The organism is Mongoliitalea daihaiensis, assembly GCF_021596945.1.
Taxonomy (GTDB): Bacteria; Bacteroidota; Bacteroidia; order Cytophagales; family Cyclobacteriaceae; genus Mongoliitalea; species Mongoliitalea daihaiensis.
Map to the genome: position 1 here is coordinate 2981571 of NZ_CP063779.1, position 25696 is coordinate 3007266.

Here is a 25696-nt window from a genome sequence, read left to right on the forward strand (position 1 = left end):
GTATAAAACTCGAAGCGCAAAATTAAGAGAAAAATAGAAACGGGGATAGGAAGTCGGCTTCTTTATCCCCCAAAAGCTTCGAATACTACTTGCTGATTCTCTTCAAAGCCATGATAAGCCACTGTTATCGAGCGCATGGCTTCCCAGGAAGGTATCAGTCGAAGGCACAAAGGGTTTCCGAATAGGTAAAGGTCCACCAAGTAGTGTCGGGTCAATTTGTCTAAATTTTCAAGATCACTCATCTCCAAACCAAAGTTTTTGACGGGCTTCGCAGAAGGGACAAAAAGACTTACGGTCACTGCACGTGTTGGAGGAATTGCAGCCATAAGTTCATCGATAGAATGAAAGACCGGGTAGCGTGCATCTTTGCGAAAATGATTTTGTTGGATAGGACCAATAATCAGGCCAGCACTAGCGCTTATTTGGTCAAGGTCCGACCGCCTATGGAAAACATGTATGTATTTTTTTGCCAATTGCTTGTTGAACGCATGTACTCCTTGGAAGTCAAAAGAAGGGACTGCCAAAGGTTTGTGTGCCAGTAATCCCAAAGAAATTTTAAGTTCTTGAATGCGCTCAAAACTGCGTTCGATTTGATCTTGGTTACCGAATTGGACTATTTTTGCAATTCCCTCTGCAACATGCTCTGAAAAGCACAAGAGATCTGTTCCTGCTGCAAAGGCTTCAAATTCTAATTGTCCCGGTTCGCTAAACATGTTTGCAACGGCTTTCATATTGAGTGCATCCGATACTACGATTCCGTCAAAGCTCAATTCTTGCCTCAGTAGCCCTGTAATGATTGCTTTGGAAATAGTTGCAGGGATAGACTCTCCTTTCGTGAGAGAGGGAATAGCTAAATGGCCTACCATGATCATATCTATGCCGGCAGCAATTCCTTGGATAAATGGGTACAACTCCTCTTCCAGTAAAACCGCTTTGCTTTTGTTAATAATCGGAAGCCCCAAATGAGAGTCAACCGCAGTATCTCCGTGACCGGGAAAATGCTTGTAACAGGCTGCTATTCCCGCTTTTTTCATTCCCTGAAAACAAGCCAACGCAAAAGCACTGACTTTCTCCCGATCAGTACCGAAAGATCGGTAGCCAATGACCGGATTTTTGGGATTGGTGTTGATATCCGCAACAGGGGCGAAATTAAGATGGATGCCACACGCTTTTAAGTCTCTTCCAATTCGTTCTCCGTAAGCTTCTACCCATGATAAGTGCTCCATGGTCAAAGCACCCATCGCGATGGAAAAAGGATAGTGGGGAGTGTCTTCGATCCGCATAGCTAGTCCAAATTCCGCGTCGATGCTGATAAGTAAGGGGATTTTGGATAGCGCTTGGTAGCGATTGATCAAGGCAATCAACTTTTCTAAGGTTTGTTCGTAGCTGAGTTGTTCCTGCCTTTGCTCAAAGTTGGCAGCAGCAGAATGTCTGCTATGGAAAAAAGTAATCCCACCGATACCCTGCTCGGTAATCAAGCGCTCCATGGCTAGGATGTTTTCTTCGGTATCGTGTATGTAAGCAGCTGGAGTAAATAGCTGCCCGATTTTCTCATGTAAATTCATGCGTTCAGTTGGTCTTTTTAAGTGTTGGATTCTTGTTTTTTACCAAAATCAGCAGGTATTTTGATATACCTGACCAGGTAGATTCCCGGTATAGCTGATACCAATACCCAGAGGAAAAATTGTTCGTAACCCAACCATTCTTGAATGTATCCAGAGGCCATACCAGGAATCATCATACCCAAAGCCATAAAGCCCGTAGCAATGGCATAGTGGGAAGTTTTGGCAGGTCCGTCGGACACATAGATCAAATACATCATAAAGGCCGCAAAACCAAAGCCATAACCCAATTGTTCGATGACCACTACAGCGCCTGCAAAAAACATGGATTCCGGTTGAATGTAAGCCAATACATAGTAGAAAAAATTAGGAACGTTGAGAGCCAAAATCATAGGAAGAATCCATTTTTTTAGGCCGTCTTTTGAAATTACGACGCCGCCTACAATTCCACCTAAGGTCAGGGCAATTACCCCGAAAGTCCCATATATCCACCCTACATCCGAGGTGCTCATAGCCAATCCGCCTGTCTCTCTACTATCTAAGAGGAAAGGAGAAACCATCTTTACCAGTTGAGATTCTCCCAAGCGATACAAAAGGATAAATGCCAAGGCCAAACTGATTTCTTTCTTTCTGAAAAAACTCGCAAATACTTCTAAAAACGTCAATGATTCCTGTTTTTGATAATCAGCCTGCTTTTCAACATTGGGTGTAGTAAGGAAATTGATCAGCGTAAGGATGAAAATCAATGCGGCTACCAAAAGCATGGTGATGGACCAAGCCTTGGAGTTGTCTCCGTAATGCGTTTCTAGGTAACCCGCCAAAATCACGATCAATCCTTGACCTGTGACAGATGCAATGCGGTAAAAGGTACTTCTTAAGCCTATGAAAAAGGATTGTTGATCTTCTTTCAATGCCAATAGGTAAAATCCATCCGAGGCAATGTCATTGGTAGCAGAAGCAAAAGCACCCATCCAGAAAAATGCTAAGCTGATCACAAAAAACTGATTGGTAGGAATGGCTAGACCAACACCCAAAAAGCAGGCTGCTAAAACCAATTGCATCCCTAAAAACCATTTACGTTTGGTAGCAATCAAATCCACCATTGGTGACCAAAACGGTTTTATTACCCAGGGGAGGTATAATAAACTGGTGTAAAGTCCAATGTCTGAATTATCTATACCCAGATTTTTATACATAATGACAGAGACCACAATGATGATGACATAGGGGAGTCCTTCGGTCATGTACAAGGGCGGTACCCAGTACCAAGGATTATTTTGGGTTTGTTGGGTTTTCATGGTTTTTTTCGGATCAAATGCTGGTAAATACTGACTTCCGAACCGGGAATCAGCTGAGCGCCCACAGCGGCTTCATAAAAGGATGCAGGTCCTACACCGCCAATGATGGCATAGGTATAGCCCATATCCTTCATGGCTTCCAAGCTTTTGATGAGGAGTACTTTTCCAATACCTTTACCCCGTTCAGACTCTTTGGTTCCAGTAGGTCCAAAGAAGTTTTTAGCAGATGTCTCAAAACATGCAAAACCGAGGATCTCATGTCCTTGCTGTGCAATAAAACAGCGCACGGGTAGGGAAGAAAAAGCAGTCTCAACTTCATTTTTCCAATACTCACCAAAGTGTTCAAACACCCAGTCTACCACAAAAGACTTCTCGGGGGGAATTGGTCTCCTAAACACCACGCCTTTCTTTCCAAGAGAGTTTTCCGTGTCTTGGACATCGGGTAATCCCAGTAATCGAACCAACATGTCTTTCATAGCTTTAGGGGATTACAGGATTCAATTCAAATACCATAGGTTTGCTCTCTTTCCCAAATCGGTCAATAAAGCTTAAAGAAACATATTTGGAGTGCACAGAGCCTAGAACAGGGATAGTCTTTCGATTGGTCATGTCAACGTGGATTTTTCTCCATTCTACTCGGTCGGTGTGGCCTTGAAGATCTGCCAAATTACCGGCTGTTTGGATAATTGCAAAGCGCACATCTGGCCCTAGCATCTCAGGGAATTCAAAGGCAAACCCATTTCCATGAGGCACCATCTGAACCTGAGTAGGCAATATGCTGTTGGATTGGGACGCCAAGGGTGCTGGAGGAAGGGTCGGTCTTTGGTAATGATTGCGTTTGATTAAGTCTGCCACGTCGCGGTTTTTGCTGTACATGGACTTGGCAGAGAAAAAGGCATTTCCTTGAACATGGGTAGCTAATCGGGAGTAAGTTAGCTGATTGGGGATTTCCATAGGGTTTTCCCAGGCTTTATCAGCATTGTCACGGATTTTGTACGGGCCATTTCCTATATAAATATGTGTATTGTTATGATTTTCATCCCACCAGTCTACCAAGATTCGGTGTGAAGCCAAATTATAATCCATGCTCCAATATAATTGTGGAATCAGGTAATCAATCCAACCATTTTTCATCCACAGAAGAACATCTGCATACAGTTCATCGTAATTGGTTTGCCCAGCACGGGTATTGGAGCCTTTAGGGTCTTTGTCTTTATTTCTCCAAACACCAAAGGGGCTGATACCAAATTGAACCCAAGCTTTCTCTTGTCGGATCATCTGACTAATATCACGGATTAGAATATTGACATTTTCTCTTCTCCAATCATCCAGTTTTTGTCCTTTTTGTCCATATTTTTTGAAGCTCGCTTGGTCTTCAAACTTCAATTTTGGTACTTGGTAGGGGTAGAAGTAATCATCGAAGTGAATCGCATCGATGTTGTAGTTTTTGACCACTTCACGAATGACTTCTGTTAAGTGTGCACGCACTTCGGGTCTTCCAGGATCATAGTAGTACTTGGTGTCGTACTTGATCATCCAATCCTTGTGTTTGAAAAAGTCATGATCAGGACTTAGGAGCTTGGTGTCCAAGTTCATAGTAGCTCTGTAAGGATTGAGCCAGGCATGGAATTCTAAGCCTCTATTATGTGCTTCTAAGATCATCCAAGAAAGTGGGTCTTCGGAAGTATTCGGTTTTTGTCCTTCTTTGCCGGTTAAATACCTAGACCAGGGGGCAAAATTGGATGGATAAAGAGCATCTCCTGAGGTACGGATTTGCACGATGACTGTATTGAAATTCAGGGCTTGATAGTAGTCTAGCAATTTTATAAACTCCTCTTTTTGTGATGCAAAGGAAGCCGTGGATGAGGTTGGCCAATCAATATTTGCTACCGTGGCGATCCATACAGCTCTCATTTCCCGTGGACTTTCAGGGATAGAGATGGGTAATTGGCGGTAAAACTCTTTTGGAGGTGGCGGAGTCACTGTTTTCGGTGGAATAGGTGCTTGTGTAGATGGACGTGTAGGTGTTTCCACACTTCTTTTGGGTTGAGAAGTGGGTGTCCGAGAGGTTTTACATGCTTGTAATCCCAGCATTACGACTAAAAAAAGGAATAATTGGGTTTTGAGTTGACGAGTTTTCATCCCTGAAGGAGTTGGTTATGGTTTGCTTTTGAAGTTCAATGGCTGTAGGCGCTTTCGGAGTTTTTTCATAAATCGATCTCCTGGGTCAATTTTTTGAGTCAAGTAATTAGGGTCGGTTTCTTTCCATAATTGAGAACCTTGAAAGTCATAGTATTCATGATGTCCAATGACATATTCAATGCCGTGTTTTTTATGTAAATAGCGGATCAATTCTGCATTGGCTTTTACCTGCGCTTTGGTTAATGGTGCATCTGGTCCTCCGATATTTTCAATACCAATCGCCATGTAATTCAATCCAATCGTGTGGCGGGCAAATGTGGTGTCGGGCAATAAGCGAAAGACGGTGCCATCTCTATCTACCAAAAATTGAGCGGATACATTTAAGTTGCTAGCAGTAGTCAATTCGGGTCTTCCTCCGAGATGCACGGGGTTAAAAACGTCAAAGGTGCTCTCTAAAGTAGGAACAGCCGTCCAATGCACAACCACCATTTTTGGGTTGATAGTAGCGGTTTCCTGAATGATTCCGTGTCTTTTTTCTAAATATTCCAGCGAAAGTCTTTCCCGCTCTTCATTGAAGATAATGGGTTTATCGAAAATCCTAAATGTCTGAGCAGTGACCAATTGACTACTCAACAGAAATAGAACTAGTGAAATCAGTCGATATATATGCATAGGTTAGATGTATTTGAAATCAAAGATAAAAGGAAAATCGGCCCATTTATTGACCGATTTCTTCTTTTCTTAAGCGACGTTGATCTTCGAGGAAGTTTTTGTATTCTTGAATTCTCTCTCTTTCGAGGTTATCTTCGGGTTCTAACTGTGCCTCCCAAACATAAGAGATGCGCTTCCAGCTTAGTTCTTCACCTCTCACTTCAAGTAATGTGAATCCAGGTTCGTATCCTTTCCAGTTACCTCCCCACCATGCTGCGCTCACAGATTGGCTGGTGATATACCAGATGTCATTGAACCGATAGTCTTCGGGAATATGGCTATGTCCTTGAAGGACTGCTTTGACAGTATGTCGTTCGATTATTTCCCTGAATTCTTTTGTGTCTGCGACCACCATATGGTTCATGGCCAGTAGTTCTGGACTTGCATTGATTTGCCCGATATTGTTGAAGGCAGCGATATGGGTGACAATGACCGTAGGCATGCCATGATGCTTGCCTAAATCAAAGCGTAGCCATTCCAGTTGTTCTTTTCCGAAAGCATGGGTTTGACTTGGACCGTGGTCTGCGTCTACTTCTAGTAAGGAATCCATTATGACAAAATGCCAACCCTGATGATTGAAGGAGTAATAGCTTTGCTCCATCCCAACCGTATCCATGTAAAGTTTCTTTCCGATATCTGGATCATTGGGACTGGTTTTCCTTCTGCTACTCCTGCCAAAGATATCATGGTTGCCTATGCAGTGATAGGACGGCATTTGCAACTTAGATGATATGCTTGAAAATAAACTCAACTGGTCCAAATATTCCTCTTTTTCCGTGTACATACCATCAAAGACTTGGTCTCCCCCGTACAGAACAAAGGATGGTTGTGGACTCAAGGAATTGACCTTTTGCACACATGCCTCAAATCCCAGATCTCCTTTTCGCTTCCTTCGCACATGTGCATCGGTCAAGTGTAAAAAGGAAAAATTTGCTTCAGAAAAGGAATTGGCCATTCCTTGGGAAGTTAGACTTAATCCAACCCCAGAAATGGCCAATTTTTTTAGAAATGATCGTCGTTGGGTCATTATCTAACGGTTACGTTCACTGTTCGGGTGACCGGAAAGTTAGGTAAATTTTTATTTGTAACCCTAGCTTCCATTCCAACAACTGTACCGACTGGTAAAGCAGCTGGGATCGTATAATTGATCAACAGGGAGTCCGTTTTGCTTATATTGGAGAAAGCAGGTGCATAGGGTCTGTCGTCTACCAAAACAGGATCTGCTGTACCGAGTTTTACCCAAAACTGTACGCGATCAATTTCGCCCTCTGACCAATAGCGAAGGTCAAAGGTGCAATTGGTTCCTGCTGTTGGGGCAGTTGCTGAAGCAGTAGGACTTGCCAGAGTAAAGTTGGCAATGACTGGGATAAAGCCCAGATCTTCCTTGATGATTTCCATAAGTGCGTCTGTGGGTGCGACATCACAGGAGTACATGCTTCCCATTCCAAAGATGAGCAATAAACTACTTGCAATTATTTTTAACTTTTTCATAGCCGATTAATTTTAATTGTCAAACAACCATAATTTGATTCCCTGATTAGGGATTACTGGGATGCAGGTATTGGTTCCTGGTTCATCATCTGCAATGTTGGACCGTTGGATCCAAGGCTCTCCAGGGATTTGATTGATAACAGGCTTGGCCAATCCTGGGTATACCGCTGTGTCATACTGATAGCGTCTCATGTCATTCCATGTTTCAATCTGTAAATACAGGGCAATGTATTTTTGCAGCATAATGTCTTTCAGTTGAAGATTGGTCGCCCCCATAGAGATTTGAGGATCATTGACGTAGGTATTTATCGCCTCCATACCGACCCCATGCTTGGTCATACTGCCTCTGATTCCGTTTAGATAAGCCTCGTATGCAGCCGCTCTGTTTGTGCTGAACAGTGCTTCCGCCTTGATAAACTGAGCCTCCGCATAAGTGATCATTTGGAGGGGTGCAATATTTCTACTGTGCCAAGTGGTAGTAGTTAAATTGACATTGACAGCTGGATCATCTCCCACTAATCTTCCTGGAACAACACCAATGAATTGATCAGGATTAGTAGAACTCATGAATAAAGGAAGTCTTGGATCGACCAAACCAGGATACTGAGCAGTACCGTTCATCATATTGGTGATGTAGGAGGTTGGCTGTTGTGTTTTGTTGACTGGATTCCCCAAGAAACTCCACCAAGGGTTTTGGATATTTGCTTCATAGACAAGTTCCAAATCCTGTGTAGGTCCTGTAAATGCTTGGTCAACATCAGCTGCAGCGGCAGCTAACAATGCTTGATTTTTTACAGATAATTGGAGGTTGTAACGAGCTCTTAAGGCAAAAGCTGCCCTTCTCCAACTTTCTAAATTTCCATTGTATACATAATCATTTCTGACAATTCTCAACGTTGGGAGATCAGGTAAGGGTCTTTGCAAGTCTTCAATAGCTGAATCAATCAATTGTGGGATATGAATCTGGTATAAGTCCTGCATAGGGTCATAGCAAGGGTTCAATAAACTTGTCCCTCTATTGGCTTGGGTATATGGCAGGTCTCCATAAATAGAAGATGCCGTTAACATATTCATCGCTAACATGACTTTTGCGATCCCACTGTAGTTGAAAGCCCCTTGGGCTTCTGCCCGCGTGATGATTTCTTGTAACGTAGGAAGAGCATCTGTATACAGTGGTCTCCACAATTGGTCAAAACCATAAGGCGTATATTGGCTGATTGCCTGCCCACCTAAATATTGTGGATATTGAGAGCCAAATTGAGATGCGCCAAACTGCACATTGGCTGTAAACCGAATGGCAGAAGGAAGTAAGTTTTGGACGGTCACTTGATCGGATGATATTCTCCCAGGATCAACATTGATGTCCAACAAATTGTCGCAAGAACTTACAGTAAATACTGTAACCAATGCTATGCTTATTTTTTTGAAGAATCTATTCATGACGGATTAGAAGTTAAAGTTTAACCCAAAGAACACACTACTTGTCGCTGGTACATTAGTTCCAACGTATCCAAAGACATTACTGCCTGGTCCATACGCACTTTGCTCTGGGTCAAAACCAACAAATGGTGTTGTCAGCCAAAGGTTATTAGCGGTTACTGATGCAGTGATTGAGTTGAACGGAGTCTTGTCGATCCAGCGGGTAGGTAACGTGTAATTCAAGGCTACGTTTTGTAATCTTAGCCAACTGGCTTCCTGGAAGCCGTTAAACTCAGACGCCAATCGGTATCTGAAAGCCTGTCCGTAAAGGGTGCTAACTCCAATAGGCACAGGTTGATCATTTGGAACCCATACTGGGTTTTCTATGGTACCTGTATTTCGTACACCATTAAAGACAACCAATCTATTTCTCAATTCTGTTTCTGCTCCTGTTGGTGCTTCTCCTCCAGCTTGACCGTAACGTAATCTTCTATTGATGTCAAAAACATATCCACCTTTTCTAAAGGTAAAAAGGAATGACAATTCGAGATTTTTATATCGAATAGAGTTATTCCATCCCCCTTCCCAATCAGGGAATGCGTTTCCAATGAAACTATCCTCTGCTAGTGGTACACCTCTCCATTGGTTATTTACGTTGGGATATCCATCTACAATAACAGGCTGTCCGAAGAAAGGAGAGTTGGGGTCTTCTACGCGGCTAAGGGGCCAACCAAACCAATCACCCGGTCTTCCTCCCACTTGTACGCGTTGTTTGACCCATGGCGTTTCAGGTTGGAAAGTAATTTGATCCAGTCCCTCAGGTAAGGAAATTACTTTTCCTCTCAAACGAGACCAGTTGAAAATAGAGTTCCAAGAGAAATCCTTTTTTTGTACTACTGCAATATCCGCTGTCAGTTCCCAAATATTATTTCTGATTTCTCCAGCATTGACTACAAAATTGGTAAACCCAGTAGCTCTTGAAACAGGTATTGGGATAATTTGATCAATAGAGGTTTGGATCGCATAATTGGCATCGATGCGTAATCTGTTTTTGAATAATCCAATGTCTAGACCAAATTCTAAACCTCTCGTTCTTTCAGGTCTTAGATTTTCTGAACCAATGGTGCCATTTCGTGCCACACCAACAATTCCTCTAAATGGCACCAAAGTGCTGTAATAATTACCAATTAAAAATGGAGCTGCATCTTTCCCAACTTCTGCAAACGAACCTCTCAATTTACCATAGCTAAGTACAGAAGATGGAGATAGTTTTAACGTTTCAGTAAAGATGTAAGACATACTTACAGATGGATAAAAGAAGGATCTGTTTTCTCTTGGTAAAGTTGAAGACCAGTCATTTCTGCCTGTAATATTCAAAAAGAGTGTTTGTTTGTAATCAAACTTTGCATCAGCAAAGACACCAATAATAGTTCTGCTACTAGGGAAGGAGCGTGCTTGATATTGGCTTAGGTTGTTGACAGACCAGAAATCAGGGATTACAAAGTTTGATCCAGAGGCCGTAAGACTTGTAGAATTGATTGTAGTCAATTGATTACCAATCGTTACGACCATGTTTAGATTATCGGATAGTTTTCGCTCACCTGTCAACAAGAAATTAGAATTGAGTTCCTGGTAGCCAATGATTTGTTCGGAAATACTTCCGTTGGCACCTGCTCCAATCAACGTAGTAGGAGAGGTTAAGATAAATCGTTTGTCAGTATATTGGTCAATACCTACACGGTAGCTTGCTGTCAACCAATCATTGATCAGATAAGTTGCTCCCAAATTCCCTAATAAACGGTTGACAGACTCTTCTTGAAAAGCATTTTGAGCAAAATACAAGGGATTATCAAGAATGGTAGAATAACGGATTTGAGAGCCATCTGGATTTATAAAATCACTTATGTTTACATCCGGTGCATATCGAGAAGCATAGGAAATAACCCCTGCACCACCTACGCCCATTCTTGGGTTGATCCCATTAGAATTGATGAAGGTAGCAGAACCGTCTAAGGTAAGTTTATCCGAAGCCTTGAGTGAACCTGCAATTTTGATATTGGTTCGGTCAAAGTTTGAGTTAGGTAGAATACCTGATTGGTCTAAACGGCCCAAGGAACCAAAGAAGGTGGCTTTGTCACTCCCTCCTGAGAATGAAAAATTATTTTGGAAAGTATTACCTGTTCTAAAAGTTTCATCCCATTGATTGAATACAGGAGTTCCCGCTGGAACAGGCGGACCATCAGAGCGATAGTCAGTAGGGTTGTAGAGACCATTGAAACCCCTTAAATAATTTTGTTGCATAGGAGGAGTGCGCCCTACTTGATCAATACTAGCACTTGTTCTATAGTTGAAGGTGGTTTTTCCTGCTTTTCCCGATTTGGTAGTAATGATAACAGCACCATTAGCTGCTCTCAATCCATAAAGAACCGAGGCTGCGGGACCTTTTAGGATACTGATTGATTCGATGTCGTCAGGATTGATATCGGCAGCACGGTTGGTATTGGTGAAATTGGAACCACCTCTACCGCCCGTAATATTGGTTTCATTCGAAATAGGGATTCCATCAATTACGAATAAAGGTTGGTTATCAGCATTTGGGTTTAAGGAATTGATCCCCCGAATGACAATATTAGTTCCAGCACCCGGGGCCCCAGAGCTACTGGTGATATTTACACCGGCTATACGGCCTCTTAGCGCATTTAATGCATTTGGTTGGTTGGTTTCTAGGATTAATTTGTTGTCGATTTCTTGAACTGCATAGCCCAAAGATTTTCGATCGCGCTCTATACCGAAGGCTGTGACTACCACCTCATTTAAGGCTTCTGTAGACGGGTCTAAACTGATAGTTATATCAGTTTGATTACCAACTCTTACCTCTCTGGATTTGAAACCAATGAAGGAGAATTGTAAAATACTTTCCTGAGATGGGACAGTGATGTTGAACCGACCATTAATATCGGTTACTACCACCCTGTTGGTGCCTCTCAAGACCACATTTACTCCTGGCAATTCCTCTTGATTATCAGAGGCAACTACCGTACCTGTAATTGCTATTTGGGCAAAACCCTCTGAGGTAAGCCCAAAAAACAGCAACATCACTGCAAGTAAGTGTCTTTTCATGCTGATTTAGTTTAGTGAAAGAAATGATTAGGTTTTTTGGTTGATATAATTGTTTGGTTAAAAAAACCAAAAACTGCACATTAATGCAAGAAAAAAACGCATTTATTTTATAATAATCTCGAAAAATGGATGAAATCAAAAATAAACGGCTATTTACTTGCTGTTTTATGCCGTTTTTGATAATTTTTGGTTTGGTTTAATTAACGATAGATCTTATGCAAAAAATAACCGAGCAAAGTTCGCTTTATAACAACTTGGAGCAGATGAGTTTGAAAGAACTCCTAGCAACCATCAATCAAGAGGATCAAAAAGTAGCGATAGCAGTAAAAGCTGTTATTTCTCCAATAGAGCAATTTATGGAAGCTTTTCTTCCTAGGTTTGAGAAAGGTGGGCGCTTAATTTACATAGGTGCGGGTACAAGTGGAAGGCTTGGGATTTTGGATGCCTCTGAGATCCCACCCACATATGGAATGCCTGCTGACCGTGTAGTTGGAATCATTGCAGGAGGAGCACAGGCTATTCAATCATCTGTTGAAAATGCAGAAGATGATGTAGATGCTGCTTGGAAGGCTTTAGAAGCCATAAGTATTCAGGAAATTGATACAGTGATTGGAATTGCAGCGTCAGGATATACCCCGTTTGTTGTTGGGGGAGTTCAAAAAGCTAGGGAGTTTGGTTGCCTTACAGCCTGTATTACCAATAATCCCGATACACCTCTAGCCGAGGCGGTAGAATTCCCTATAGAGATCATTGTTGGCCCTGAAGTTGTCACGGGAAGTACACGAATGAAAAGCGGCACAGCTCAAAAATTGGTATTGAATATGATCAGTACGAGTTTGATGATCAAAATTGGAAGAGTCAAAGACAACAAAATGGTCCATATGAAACTTGCTAATCAAAAGCTTTTTCGTAGAGGGGTTGATATTTTGGTGAATGAATTGCAAATTACACCACTAGAAGCAGCCCATTTATTGAAGTTATATGGGTCTGTCGACAATTCATTGAAGAATTTTGTCAAATCTGTTTAATGCTTAGTCCCAAAAAATGCTTAAAGAAGAACGGCAACGGCTCATTTTGGAGCAAGTTCACCTCCATAACCGTGTTTTGCTCACAGATCTGTCCGAGCAATTGGATGTCTCCATCGATACTGTCAGGAGAGATGTCAAGGAATTAGATCATTTAAAAAAACTAAGAAAAGTCCACGGAGGAGCTATTTCTAGAAGTTTTCTTACCCCTAATTTAGATGAACCGATTTACCTGCAAAACGAAAAGCAGCAAATTGCTGCCAAAGCAGTAAAGTTACTCAAAGAAGATCAAGTGGTATTGATGAGTGGGGGTACGACAAATTTAGAGGTAGTGAAATTTTTTCCACGCAAAATCCCTTTGACTGTCTTTACACCGAGTTTGCAGGTAGCATCTGAGTTGATGAATTTTCCAAATGTGGAGGTGATTTTCCTCGGAGGAAAACTATTGCATGAGGCTAAATTCGCTGTGGGAGGGATGGTAACCAATGTGCTCTCTCAAATAAAAGTAGACCTATGTTTTTTAGGTACAGGCTATCTGGATCCAAGCAGTGGTTTGACTGAATTTGACTGGGAAGTGGTCCAAGTCAAACGGGCTATGATTGCAGCTACTAAAAAGTTGGTATTACTTACTGTTTCCAATAAGCTATTCAGTGTGCAGCGCTACAAAACCTGTGATCTGAATGCCGTAGATATTTTGATTACTGAATTAGAGCCTGATTCCTCAAAACTTCACCCTTTTCGGGAATACATTGATGATATTTTGTAGGTGGATAGTAAAAGACCCCAAGTCAAAAACTTGGGGTCTTCCCTATGAAAAAAAATTCAATCAACCTACTTAAACCCATTCACTGGGCGTCCTCTGTTAAATACATCAATGCCTTCATTTTCAATACCTAAAAATAGTAAATTAGATTGATTAAGAGATTGACGAGGATCACATTGATAGATGATTATCGTCAGGACTATGTTACATTTTACGGACGGAATATTCTACCAATCGAGCTGCTAGTTTTGCAGTACAATTATCTTGATCAAAAATGGGATTAAGTTCTACGATGTCTAAAGAAATCATTTTTTTACTAGCCAAAAGCCAATCAATTACTTTCATTACAAGGACAGGGGAAAAACCAAGAGGAGAAGGAGCACTCACACCAGGGGCATATGCCGATGAAAAGCCATCCAAATCAATGCTCAAATAGAGTTTGTTTTTATCAGAGCAAAAATGTTCCAATTGGTCTTGAATTTCATTCCAATTTTCTAACTGAAAATCAATTATATCAATAAGATGTGCACCTATTTTTTTTGCATAAGTAAGTAATGTGGTTGGATTGGAAGCAGGTTGCATTCCCAAGCAGCAATAGTGAAAGTCTTTACCATAAGCTTCTGCCAATTGGAAGAAAGGAGAGCCGGAATGACCTTGATCGTTTGCTAAAGTTCTTAAGTCCAAATGTGCGTCTAAATTGATGATGCCAACTTTTTCATTTTTTGCCAAGCAATGATCAATGACTGCTTTCCCGTGAGGATATGCCAAATCATGGCCTCCTCCAAAAATTACTGGAAAGTAATTATGCGCTAACAGGGAATAGATATGTCCATAAAGTTCATCATGACCTTCCTCTAAATTTCCATCATGATCCCAACAATTTCCGAAGTCTTGAATATGCTCAAATCGGGCATGATAGGCTAGGGGACCAAGTGCCTGTCGAATGGTATCAGGTCCATTTTTTGCCCCTATCCTCCCTTGGTTTCTTTCAATCCCTGTATCCGAACAGAAACCTAAAAGCGCTGGTTTTTTTCCTGCTTCTATTTTATCAAGGGCACTTATGTTCGTCTGCCTGATACGTTCATGCCAGTATTCTTGATTGGTTGAAGTTCTTCCATGGTAACTGTTTTCCGAAGGATGAAGCATAGTTGTCAGGAGTTTTAGGTGGAAATTGGCAATTTATTCACTCAGGTAAAAATAGATTAAAATTTATAATCTTGTTAAATCATTCATTTCCTGAAAGTCATTAGTGAAAATAAATTTCACCAAACACTTGCTCTTTTTAGTTTTTGGAGGGTAGTTTTAGAAAACTAATTTATTTGTTATGGAAAATCTAAAATGTATTTGCCTCATTTTTCTCATGCTCGTCTCGTCTTATGTTTTTGGGCAGCATGCAGCACCAACATTTTTGGAGAGAACTAATATAAAGGATATCGACGGTGTTTGGCTTGGGCTTTCAGATAAAGGTGATTCCCTTCAATTGGATTTAAAAGTTTCTAAAGTCGCCCTAAAGGGGAATATTATTATGGATCAACTGGTAGGAGAGGGGTATTTAAACGGTAATAAAGTTGTTCTAATTGATGGGGTTGAGGATAGTGAACAAAATGAATTTTTAATGCTCAAGTTTTGGGGGTATGATATTGCAAAAGATAAAAGAATCTATCTTCATTTGAAGTTACTAACGTCAGAACCTTTTTCTGGAGAACTAGAGGTGACCAATAGAGAAACAGTTTTGGTTAATGGCAAGTCAGGTAACAAAACTTGGGACCCCGAAATCTCTATCGATACAAAGTGGAAGTTAATTAAGAAACGATAAGGCGTTAAGAATTTATCTTTTCCTGTTTTTTTGCTCCCTTCCGAAAAATATCAGGAGGGATTTGATTATGGAGAGAAATCCATGATTCTCTAGTAGCACTCCTGATCTTCATGACATGATTTAGTCAGTTTTTATGCTGTTTTTATCGCAAATTAGCATCCCAATAGCAAAAAAAGCCCCCAAAAACTATCTAATTTTTTGGGGGCATTTCATGTCTAAATTAATTTTTTTTGTAAAACCTTTGGTTTTTTTAATTCAAGAACTCATCAAATGTGATGGATACGAAATACATCGTTCCAACTGTTGGGTTACCCCAAGCTTGGCGATAGCCTGAACTGTTGAATAGGTTTTGTCCACCTACTTTTACAATTGATTTCATAGACTTGATTTTGTAGCTCACTTGAGCATCCAAGGTACCGAATGCTGGCATTACTGACAATTGCTGCGTTGACACAGCAGGTGCTACGAAAGAAGACTGCCATACAAACTCATCTTGCCATCTGTAGGCAATATTGAAACCAATGTTTTTGTTGTTAATATTTCTGTTACCAAAGGTGATGTTTGTTCTGTATCTCGGCGCATTGAATGCAGGCTGGAAACCATCAAGGTCTTCAATATTGGCCAATACATCGGAAGAAATATTACCACCTACAGTATATCCTTTAGGTAATTGGTAGTCTGCTCCTAAAGCCCAACCGTAAGATCTGATAATTTCTGTACGATTAACAGGCATGGAGAATACATTTCTTGTATTAGCAGACAATAAGTTAAGACCTAGAGCCGATGCAGGGTTTTGAGGATTGAAATTAGCATCCTGAATCAAGACCTGTCCACCGATGAAGTTTTCAAATCGGTTGTAATAGAAGTATCCGTCGATTAGTAACTTGTTTTTAGCTAGCAAACTCTTGTAACCAATTTCATAAGAACGGACAGTTTCAGGTTTAAACTCTGATAATTCATACTCTGACTTTAAACCTTGGTTGGCAGCGGCTGCATTTCCAGGGACTAATTGAGCGGCAATTTGAGGTACAAGTGCAGCAATAGCAGCAGGAGCTTGTTCAGGAGTGATTATACCAGCCTGTACTTGTTGCATAACAATTGCCGTGGCTTGTTGTGTCGCCTGCTGAATGCTTGCTTGAAATACAGGCGAGTTAGGCTGAGTATCTGCAAAAACAGCATTTCCAAAAGCAGTAACTGTTGCCAATGAATAAACAGGGTTATTGGCAAAGTTATAGCGTTGTCTCAATAATGGTAACCCACCAATCAATCGAGCTTGTGGAGTCAACAAATCAATGTATTGATCTTGGGTAGTAGGGATACGGAATCCAGTTTGGTAAGATGCTCTGAAGTTATGTTTACCAGCAGAGTATACGGCAGAAACTCTTGGGGACCACTGCCCTTCAAAGTTTTCGTTTTTATCATAACGTATAGACGCTGTTAACTTCAAATTATCGTTTAATAAAGACTTAGCACCTTGTGCATAACCACCAAATTCACGGATATTGAATTCATTTCCCGCGTCATCAGTTGCAAATAGGGTTCTTTCAGAATTTAACTGAAATACTCTATAGTTAGCGCCGACTACAAAGTCTGCAAATTTGATGTCTTTAAATGCATAAGAACCTTCTAGATGATAAAGATTTGTTTTGTCTACAAATCGAGCACCTACACCCTGTGCATTACCTGGAATAGGTCTAGAAGTAACGTCAGCTAAAGCACGTCTAAACTCAGGAGATCCGGGTGCAAATCTACCCTGATCGGCAAATGCTCTTGCGGCTCCATGAGCGGCATCTACACTTGCACCTTGAGAAAGAGCAGATACGAATCCACCTACATATTCAGGGAACCATTGTGTACTTGGCTTCCAAGCTTCATTGATTCCTTGACCAGCGATACCTATGGCATAGGAATCTCCGGATCTTTCTTGGGTAGTGTATGCTCTAACAAACCAGTTAGCACCTTTCAATTCTGCTTTGTACTGACCGATACTAAATCCAGTAATGGAATATCTGTCAGCTCCAGTGTAGACAGTGGTACCTGTACCAAAATTACCTTGAAGAATCGCTTCTACATTATCATTGATTCTGTAGTGTAAAGCTGCATTCAACTTCAATGATTTGGTATCATAATCAGCTAGCTCTCTTTCTAAATATCCTGTTCTAGATACAAATGTCTGAGGAACCAATGCTAATGCTTGTTGAGGTAGTGCACCAGCCGCTACCATTTGTTGCGCGATGCTAAACATATTGACGTTGGTTTCATCACCATATACGTTTACACCGTTGAAACCAGGATTATTTTGTCTAGTTCCGCCTTCTATGGTAGAGCCATTCAATAAAGATTGATCTCTAAAGTCATTGGCTTGCCAGTCATCTGCCCTTAGGTAGTTAACATTTACCTTCAATGCTAACTTATCGTTGAAGGCAGTAGCGTAGCGGGCAGCAAAATCATAAAAACCAGTAGTAGGGTTTGAACGGTTGTTTTGATCCATGACACCTGTTTTCATCTGTGCAGAGAAACCCTGATATTGGAATGGGTTTTTACTATTCATCAATAAGATACCATTCAAGGCATTTGGACCATACAATGCAGAAGCTGCACCTGGTAGTAATTCCACAGATTCTAAGTCTAATTCTGAAATACCAGCGATATTACCCACTGAGAAGTTCAAACCTGGTGCTTGATTATCCATTCCATCAATTAATTGTACAGTACGAACGTTACCGTTGGCATTGAAACCTCTAGTGTTGAAGGATTGGAATGTTAAGGATTGAGTGGACATCTCTACTCCTTTAAGGTTTTTCAAACCATCATAAAAGCTGGCTTGAGGAGCCTCTCGAATGGCAATGATATCCATTCTTTCTACAGTTACTGGGGATTTGAGTACATTTTCTTCTACTCTTGAAGCCGACACTACGACTTCTTGACCTAGAATAGATGCCTCTTCCAGCGTAACATTTAGGTTACTTACATTTTCAGAGGTGATTTCAACTTCTTTGCTGGAGAAACCCACCATAGAGAAAATCAAGGTAAAAGGTGGCGCTTGGTTAACGCGCAGGTTAAATTTACCGTTTAAATCAGAAATGGTTCCCACCACTCTTCCTTTTACGACAATATTGACCCCTATGAGTGTCTCCTTGGTTCGTTCCTCAGTCACTGTACCAGATATGGTAGTAGTTTGAGCAATGACCTGTGCGGCACTAAGGGAAACTATGACGAATAGCAGGGAAACTATACGCCATGTACTTCTAGTAAATGTTTGCATAAGGTATTTGGGTTATTGGTTTGATAATTGACGCTTCCAATTAATTGTAGTGATTTTGGCGTGAAATTTAGATGAAATTCAGCATTTCTAAAGGAAATCCCAAAAAATATTTTTAAGAAATTTTAAGAATTCCTTAATTAATTTGGAAACTGTCTCATAATCAACTAAAAAAATATGTAAAAAAACCTCAGCTTTTGAAAGATAGCTGAGGTTAAATAGTAATTTTAAGAAATATTATTGGGTGTTTTTCTTATTTTCTTCATTCACATGTTGCACCAAGCGATCGCACAACTCTTTCATTTCTTCTGCCATAAATTCATCTCCCGTACTATTTAGGATGGTCTGGGCCATACCCCCAATAATGTCGATGTAAAAGCGTTTCATTTCTGCTACAGACATATCCTCCGTCCAAAGGTCAATTCGAAGGGTACTGTGGTTTAAATTATCCCAAACATTCAATGATATACTTTTGGTGCTTTCTGCATCTCCTCCTTCTTTGTCCGTTGCCTCCCACTGAATGGATTTTGGCAAATTTTTATCATCAAGCTGTACGTTAAATTTTATTTCTGAATTTTTCATATATCTGATCTAAATTTCCATGCAAAACTATGAAGGTATTCGTATAGTTCCATTAATTTTTACAGAATTGTACCTTACTATACATAATCTTTGTCGGCTATCCTTAATTTCACGTCCAAAATAAAATAAATTAATGCTTATGAAAACGTATTACAATCCAGAGGATCTTAAAAAATTTGGTAAAATTGGGGATTTCCAAAAAGAAATGGCTGACAAGTTTTTTGCATATTATGGAGAGGTATTTAAAGAAGGGGCTTTGACTGCCCGTGAAAAATCACTGATTGCTTTGGCAGTTGCTCACGCCATTCAATGTCCTTATTGCATTGATGCCTACACAGTAGATACAATGGAGAAAGGTTGTGATGAGGCTCAACTGATGGAAGCGGTGCATGTAGCAGCCGCAATCAGGGGAGGGGCGTCTTTAGTTCACGCCACTCAAATGATGAATAAGGTATCGGATTTATCAATGTAATTCACGACTATACTCCTCTATGATTGGTCTTGCGCTATTTTATCTTTTATTTCCTGCAGTTATATTGATCGCCTGCCGCAAGTATTCTTGGTTGGATAAAATAGGTGCTGTGATGTTGTCATATGCCGCAGGATTAATTATTGGAAATATTGGGATTTACCCACTCTTGAGTCCAGATATACACGATCTTTTGACATTGGATTCTGCTTCCGTTAAGAAGCAAGCGAAAGATCTTTTTGCCTCTGGTGAGTGGACAGCTCAACAGTATGCTGCGTTGTCCATTTACCAGTTGCAAGATACGCTTATGAGTATCAGCATTCTTGTAGCATTACCTTTATTGTTGTTTTCTACCGATCTAAGAGTATTGGTAAGATCTGCTAAAACTACGCTTCAATCACTCCTCATTGCGGTAGTTGCTGTCAGTAGTATGGTTTTTGTAGGGTTTATTATATTCAGAGGAATATACGGAGAACAGCTTTGGAAGGTAGGTGGTATGCTCGTGGGAGTTTATACTGGTGGTACGCCCAATTTAGCATCTTTAAAAATGATGCTAAATGTGGAGCCAGCTACCTACATTTTGATCCATAGTTATGATTTGATCGTGTCATTTACTTATTTGGTTTTTTTATTGACTATTGGAAAAAAGATCTTTCGTAAGTTATTGCCCCCCGATCATCAGCAAGTTGCATTTAGCAATGCAAAGGATGAACCTGATAGTTTGGTAGTTAAATTTGAAAAAAAACATCTTCCTTCTATCGCAAAAGGATTAGGTTTAGCACTGATCATAGTGGCAATCAGTGCAGCTGTGGCATTTCAGGTGCCGCCATCGGCATTGATGATTACAATCATTTTGATAATTACTACACTTTCTTTGCTTGCATCTTTGAAAGAGTCGGTCAGAACACGCTTGTATACTTATGAAACAGGTATGTATCTTATTTTGATATTCAGTTTGATTGTAGCATCTATGGTAGATGTACAAACACTGCTAGGAATTACTCCTGTTGTTTTTGGATATCTCGCGTTGGTGGTTTTTGGATCTCTTTTGCTACAATTGATTTTTAGCAAGATTTTTAAGATCGACTCGGATACGCTCATGGTAACCTCTGTCGCGTTTATTTGTTCTCCTCCGTTTGTTCCAGTAATTGCTGGAGCACTTAACAACCGAAAGATTATTGTACCGGGAATAACTATCGGTGTAATTGGTTATGCTTTGGGGAATTATTTGGGGTTTCTAATGGCCGAATTGCTTAAGATTTTTTAGGATAGGAAAAGAATTGACCTAGATATGCAACAAGTTTTATAAATTCGTGTTTAAACACCTAAATTTAAACCCAATTAAATTCACAACTATGACAAAGTTCAACATGTTTATCGCAGCATTTGCGATGATTATTCTAGCTTTCACAAACGAAGTATCCGCACAAATGATGACGCCTGTTGCAAGTCCAGCAGCCTCTATCAGTCAAAATGTTGGATTTACTAAAATTAGCATTGACTATTCATCCCCGGCAGTAAAAGGAAGAAAGATATTCGGTGAGATTGAAAAGTATGAGGTGACTTGGAGAGCAGGAGCTAATGCTGCAACAACGATCGAATTCAGTACAATGGTGAATATTGGTGGGAAAAATATTCGCCCAGGAAAGTATACGCTCTTTATGACTCCAAGAGCTAATGGAGAATGGACTGTTCGATTAAATTCTAAAGGAAATTCTGTTTTTGCCTACATGAAGGATGGTAAAATTGATGAAGAGGCTTTGGCAAAGGATGATGTGGTTACAGTAAATGTAAAAGCAGAACCTACCACATCAACATATGAGCGCTTGCAATACGCCATATCAGCAGAAGACAATAAAGTTGCTAAGATCACCATGAAGTGGGAAAATGTAAAGGTTTCCTTTATGGTGGATACACAAGTAGATCAAAAAATGGAAGGTTTCAAAAACGCATTTTAAGACCTTAGCTTATTTGATAATCGAGTTGGCGGAATTTTTTCGCCAACTTTTTTTTTGTCCGCTTTTTGGATAAATTTCGTACATATGTATACATTCTTTCAATTGAATGGAAAATTTAACAGGCCCTACTATGAATATTTTTAAAAACAGTCAGCATATTGCCTTTGCTAGTATTTGTACGAAGCCGACTTTAGCCATAACAGAAGCAAATAATAAATTTTTCAACTTGTTTAAAAGTGATGAGGATAAGATTTCGAATAATACGCTGAGTGAACTTGATGAAAAGTCATCTATCATACATTTTTTAAAAGAGCACTTACCGGATATTCAGCACTTGGAAAAGGAATTGATCGAACACATTTGGATTAAAGGGGATTGGTATGAGGTCATTCTTTATCCCTTTAGCCAAGAAGATGTACATTTAGTCTTTAGAAAAGAAAGTTTTCTTGAATCCATGCAGGATACTACTGCTGATATGAAAAAGAATGAACTAGAGAATCAAACCCTTCCGGGGGCGATTTATCGGTGTAAGTTTGATCAGGAGTGGACAATGCTTTATGCGACACGTAATATTTTTCATATTTGCGGATATACATCAGATGAATTAACAAAAAAAACCTTTCAAGGATTAGATCAGCTAATTGTAGATGAGGATAGAGAATTTGTTGCTGAGGAGGTTCAAAAAGCCATTGACGGAAAATCAGCTTGGGAAATTGAGTATAGAATTATTCACAAATCAGGTGAACTCCGATGGATTTTTGAACGCGGTCAGACAGTAAGTGACAAAAATGGTAATACACTCTTTTTAGAGGGTTTTTTATTGGATGTCACAGAACGGAAAAAAAGTGAACTCTCAATAATTGAAGAGAAAAGACAGTTTGAAGACTTAATAAATGCCCAGCCTTCGGGAGTTTACAGGATAGTTTACAAAAAATTTAAAGAGCTTCAAGGAAAAGATTGGTTTACAATAAATAAATCTCTTGATATAGAAATTCTAAATCGTCGCATGACCGAATTGACTGGTTATGATTTAGCCACGTTGAAGCAAGATATTTATTTAATTACCCAATTGATTCATCCCGATGAGCAGGAAGATTTTGCGAAAAAAAATCAATACTGTGTACAAAACTTAACCCCTTTTTTTTGGGAAGGAAGAATGCGTCAATCAGGTGAGAGAGAGTATTTTTGGATACAATTTCGGGCTACACCCCGGCTTCGGGATAATGGTGATTTGGTGTATACGGGGATTTTGACCGATGTTAGCGAACAGAAGCATGCGGAACTCCGAGAAGAGCATTTTAAAAATTTGCTAAAATACATTGTCGAAAATATGGATAGTACCGTAGCTTTGATTGATAAGGACAACCGATTTGTGTATACCAGCCAAAAGTATTTAAGAGACTTTGGAATTCTTGATAAAAAAGTAATTGGAGAATATTCTTACGATATCTTTCCAAATCTTCCGGAAAATATTATCCAAGCCCACGCTCAAGCTTTGCAAGGCATTTCTTCCAGAAGCGAAAAAGATAAAATTGTTTTACCAGATCAAATTCAATATAATAAATGGAGCTGTATTCCATGGTTTGAAGCCGATGGAACAGTTGGAGGTTATGTGGTGTATATAGAAGATATCACATCAAAAGTACAGATGGAGCAAGAACTTGAGGACAGGCAAGAGAAACTTGTGGAGGCTCAACGAATTGCGAAATTAGGAAGCTGGGAGTTCGATCTTCAAACCCAAGAGGTTTTTTGGTCAGATCAGATTTATCATTTATTAGGAATTGACAAAAAAAACAACTCCATTACCTATGATGATTTTTTAGAAGTAGTTCATCCAGAAGATCGAGTCAAAGTTGATCAAGCATTTAATGATGCACTTTATCACAAAAAGCCCTATGAAATCATCCATAGATTGTTGGATAAAAATGGTCAGATCAAAGTGGTTCAAGAAAAAAGTGAGATAACCTATGATGAGTTTGACAAACCCATAAAGGCGACTGGTACAATGCAAGATATTACCGAAACGGTAAAGACGGAGGAGGAATTAAAGAAAAGCAATCAATATCTTAATAATCTATTCACATACGCCAACGCCCCAATTATAGTTTGGGATAAGGATAATAAGATCACCAAGTTCAATAAGGCATTTGAAAACTATACGGGGAGAATAGAGAGAGATGTCATTGGGAAGGGGTTGGAGATTTTATTTCCTCCAGATGCCATCGAGTCTTGTATGAGTTTAATTCAACATACAAGTGATGGGGAACGACTAGAAACTGTAGAAATCCCTATTCAGCATATTTCGGGAAAGGTTTTCACATTCATATGGAATTCAGCTCCTATTGTGGATTTTGAAGAAAAGCAAACAGTGGGAACAATTGCTCAAGGCCAGGATATCACCGAAAGAAAACGCATAGAAGAGGAGATAAAGCGCCTCAACCTTAATTTAGAGCAGTTAGTAGAAGAGCGAACTAAGCAATTGAATGATTCCTTAGAGATATTGAATAATACTTCTAGTAGAGTTCCTGGAATGATATTTCAGCTAAAAAGGACCAAGGAGGGAAAGTTAAGTTTCCCATATGTCAGTCCCGGAATCAAAGAGTTATGGGGTCTTGACCCAGAAAGCGTCGCCTTTGATGCTTCAAGTATTCTCGATAAAATCCATCCAGATGATATTGAAATGGTTTCGAATTTATTAAGGTCTTCCCTTCTTGATCCCAAGGCATTGAGTTATGAATACCGCGTTTTAGAGGAGAATGGAAAAATTAAATGGGTATTTACCAATGCTTTGACCTATGTAGATGAGGAAGAAAGTGTCCACTGGTATGGACATACCTATGATATAACGAGTAGGAAAAAAGCAGAAAAAGAAATTTTACAGGCAAAAGAAGAAGCTGAGATTGCCAATCAGTCAAAAAGTAAGTTTCTTTCTCGCATGAGTCATGAACTGCGGACACCTTTAAATTCTATTTTAGGATTTGCGCAATTAATGGATCTAGGAGAGCTCTCAGCTTCTCATAAAAAATCATTGGATTTTATACTTTCCAATGGTAGACATCTATTGCAATTAATCAATGAGGTGTTAGATATTACAACTATAGAGTCGGGTAACTACAAGATGTCCCTAGAGGCGGTGGCAGTCAAACCTATTATTCAAGAAGTGATTGATTTGGCCAAGCCTACTTTTCAAAAGAGAGGTATTAGTGTTCAGATTTCAGCAGATTTCCCCAATGATTTAGTTGGGCTTCTTGATAAGCTTAGGTTTAAGCAGATTGTCCTGAACGTATTAGATAATGCCATCAAGTATAATTATGAAAATGGTAAGGTTTGGATCAATGGGGGGGTAGATCCATCGAATTCCCAAAGATTAATGATTGTGGTAATGGATACGGGGTTGGGAATAGCTAAAGAGGATTTAAGTAAATTATTTGATCCTTTTCAAAGACTTGGAGCAGAAAGTTCGTTAGTCGAAGGTTCGGGTTTAGGCTTGACAATTGTCAAACAATTGGTAGAGGTAATGCACGGAGAAGTGGAGGTAGTCAGTGAGTTGGGTAAAGGAACAATATTCACTATGTATTTCCCTATTGTAGAATGGTCGGAATCCTTAATATCCCAAGCATCTACAGTAAGAGAGGATTCAGTCATTTTGACGAAATCAGAAAGCCAAAAAGTGGTCTATATTGAAGATAATCTATCAAATATTGAATTGGTAAAAGATATTTTTGAATTATCACTTCCTAATGTAAAACTAATTCATTCAAAGTTTGGGCAAGAGGCGGTGGCCTTAGCCATGCAACATCAGCCACAAATCATTTTGTTAGACTTGGATCTGCCTGATATCAATGGTGCTGAGGTTTTGAAGCAACTTTTAGCAAATCCACAAACATCAACCATTCCAGTAATAATTGTAAGTTCAAATGCTATGCCAGAGCAAGTAAAAAACCTATTGGATAGTGGTGCTAAAGATTATTTGGTAAAACCTTTACAGATCAAAGATTTTGTAAAGAAAATCAGTGTTTATATTGAATAAAAAAAACTAACCACAGATGCAGTTAGTTTTCTTCTAAAGAAATTCCGC

General features: G+C 39.8%; 19 protein-coding genes. 7 read left to right on the forward strand and 12 right to left on the reverse strand.

Annotated features, from left to right (window positions below; translation table 11 throughout):
• Positions 1–62 precede the first annotated feature (62 nt).
• From IPZ59_RS12685 to IPZ59_RS12725, 9 genes are read right to left on the reverse strand one after another with little or no spacing between them, the layout of a single operon-like run.
• Positions 63–1565 carry a glycoside hydrolase family 3 protein gene (locus IPZ59_RS12685; RefSeq protein WP_236136419.1) on the reverse strand — a complete coding sequence of 501 codons (1503 nt, stop codon included), beginning with the start codon at positions 1563–1565 and terminating at the stop codon, positions 63–65.
• Positions 1566–1582: 17 nt separating this feature from the next.
• Positions 1583–2860: an MFS transporter gene (locus tag IPZ59_RS12690; protein WP_236136420.1), complete on the reverse strand. Its 1278-nt coding sequence runs from the start codon at positions 2858–2860 to the stop codon at positions 1583–1585.
• Entirely contained in the window at positions 2857–3336 is a 480-nt protein-coding gene (locus IPZ59_RS12695) for a GNAT family N-acetyltransferase (protein ID WP_236136421.1), read from the reverse strand. Before IPZ59_RS12695 ends, IPZ59_RS12690 begins: the two co-directional genes overlap by 4 nt.
• A 4-nt stretch (positions 3337–3340) precedes the next feature.
• On the reverse strand, positions 3341–5002 hold the full coding sequence (locus tag IPZ59_RS12700; RefSeq protein ID WP_236136422.1) for a glycoside hydrolase family 10 protein: 1662 nt from the start codon (positions 5000–5002) through the stop codon (positions 3341–3343).
• Positions 5003–5017: 15 nt separating this feature from the next.
• A complete protein-coding gene (locus tag IPZ59_RS12705) occupies positions 5018–5674 on the reverse strand; it encodes an N-acetylmuramoyl-L-alanine amidase (RefSeq protein WP_236136423.1) in 657 nt (218 codons plus the stop codon).
• 46 nt (positions 5675–5720) lie between these two features.
• Positions 5721–6740: a metallophosphoesterase family protein gene (locus IPZ59_RS12710; RefSeq protein ID WP_236136424.1), complete on the reverse strand. Its 1020-nt coding sequence runs from the start codon at positions 6738–6740 to the stop codon at positions 5721–5723.
• Entirely contained in the window at positions 6740–7204 is a 465-nt protein-coding gene (locus IPZ59_RS12715) for a hypothetical protein (RefSeq protein WP_236136425.1), read from the reverse strand. The genes IPZ59_RS12710 and IPZ59_RS12715 overlap by 1 nt, the downstream gene beginning before the upstream one ends.
• Positions 7205–7216: 12 nt before the next feature.
• The gene (locus tag IPZ59_RS12720; protein WP_236136426.1) at positions 7217–8644 is read right to left on the reverse strand and encodes a SusD/RagB family nutrient-binding outer membrane lipoprotein; all 1428 of its coding nucleotides are present in this window, start codon (positions 8642–8644) and stop codon (positions 7217–7219) included.
• Positions 8645–8650: 6 nt separating this feature from the next.
• The gene (locus IPZ59_RS12725; RefSeq protein ID WP_236136427.1) at positions 8651–11743 is read right to left on the reverse strand and encodes a SusC/RagA family TonB-linked outer membrane protein; all 3093 of its coding nucleotides are present in this window, start codon (positions 11741–11743) and stop codon (positions 8651–8653) included.
• 215 nt (positions 11744–11958) lie between these two features.
• Between IPZ59_RS12725 and IPZ59_RS12730 the strand changes: the two genes are divergently transcribed.
• Positions 11959–12771 carry an N-acetylmuramic acid 6-phosphate etherase gene (locus IPZ59_RS12730; protein WP_236136428.1) on the forward strand — a complete coding sequence of 271 codons (813 nt, stop codon included), beginning with the start codon at positions 11959–11961 and terminating at the stop codon, positions 12769–12771.
• Positions 12772–12787: 16 nt separating this feature from the next.
• The gene (locus IPZ59_RS12735) at positions 12788–13534 is read left to right on the forward strand and encodes a DeoR/GlpR family DNA-binding transcription regulator (RefSeq protein ID WP_236136429.1); all 747 of its coding nucleotides are present in this window, start codon (positions 12788–12790) and stop codon (positions 13532–13534) included.
• A 201-nt stretch (positions 13535–13735) separates the two neighbouring features.
• Here IPZ59_RS12735 and hutG read toward each other — a convergent pair whose 3' ends face one another.
• The gene (gene hutG / locus IPZ59_RS12740) at positions 13736–14677 is read right to left on the reverse strand and encodes a formimidoylglutamase (RefSeq protein WP_236136430.1); all 942 of its coding nucleotides are present in this window, start codon (positions 14675–14677) and stop codon (positions 13736–13738) included.
• Between the two features lie 178 nt (positions 14678–14855).
• Between hutG and IPZ59_RS12745 the strand changes: the two genes are divergently transcribed.
• Positions 14856–15347, forward strand: coding sequence for a hypothetical protein (locus IPZ59_RS12745; RefSeq protein ID WP_236136431.1), 492 nt, complete (start codon positions 14856–14858; stop codon positions 15345–15347).
• Positions 15348–15597: 250 nt separating this feature from the next.
• On the opposite strand, the gene IPZ59_RS12750 is transcribed toward IPZ59_RS12745, so the two are convergent.
• Positions 15598–18612 carry a TonB-dependent receptor gene (locus IPZ59_RS12750; protein WP_236136432.1) on the reverse strand — a complete coding sequence of 1005 codons (3015 nt, stop codon included), beginning with the start codon at positions 18610–18612 and terminating at the stop codon, positions 15598–15600.
• Positions 18613–18846: 234 nt separating this feature from the next.
• Positions 18847–19191: a gliding motility protein GldC gene (gene gldC, locus IPZ59_RS12755; RefSeq protein ID WP_236136433.1), complete on the reverse strand. Its 345-nt coding sequence runs from the start codon at positions 19189–19191 to the stop codon at positions 18847–18849.
• Between the two features lie 139 nt (positions 19192–19330).
• Between gldC and IPZ59_RS12760 the strand changes: the two genes are divergently transcribed.
• The 4 genes from IPZ59_RS12760 (at position 19331) to IPZ59_RS12775 (ending at position 25648) form a co-directional block, all read left to right on the forward strand.
• Complete coding sequence (locus IPZ59_RS12760) at positions 19331–19663, forward strand: arsenosugar biosynthesis-associated peroxidase-like protein (RefSeq protein WP_236136434.1); 333 nt, start codon at positions 19331–19333, stop codon at positions 19661–19663.
• 19 nt (positions 19664–19682) lie between these two features.
• Positions 19683–20927: a DUF819 family protein gene (locus IPZ59_RS12765; protein WP_236136435.1), complete on the forward strand. Its 1245-nt coding sequence runs from the start codon at positions 19683–19685 to the stop codon at positions 20925–20927.
• Positions 20928–21015: 88 nt separating this feature from the next.
• On the forward strand, positions 21016–21618 hold the full coding sequence (locus IPZ59_RS12770; RefSeq protein WP_236136436.1) for a DUF2911 domain-containing protein: 603 nt from the start codon (positions 21016–21018) through the stop codon (positions 21616–21618).
• Positions 21619–21748: 130 nt separating this feature from the next.
• Positions 21749–25648, forward strand: a complete 3900-nt coding sequence (locus tag IPZ59_RS12775; RefSeq protein WP_236136437.1) for a PAS domain-containing protein — start codon at positions 21749–21751, stop codon at positions 25646–25648.
• Positions 25649–25696 lie beyond the last annotated feature (48 nt).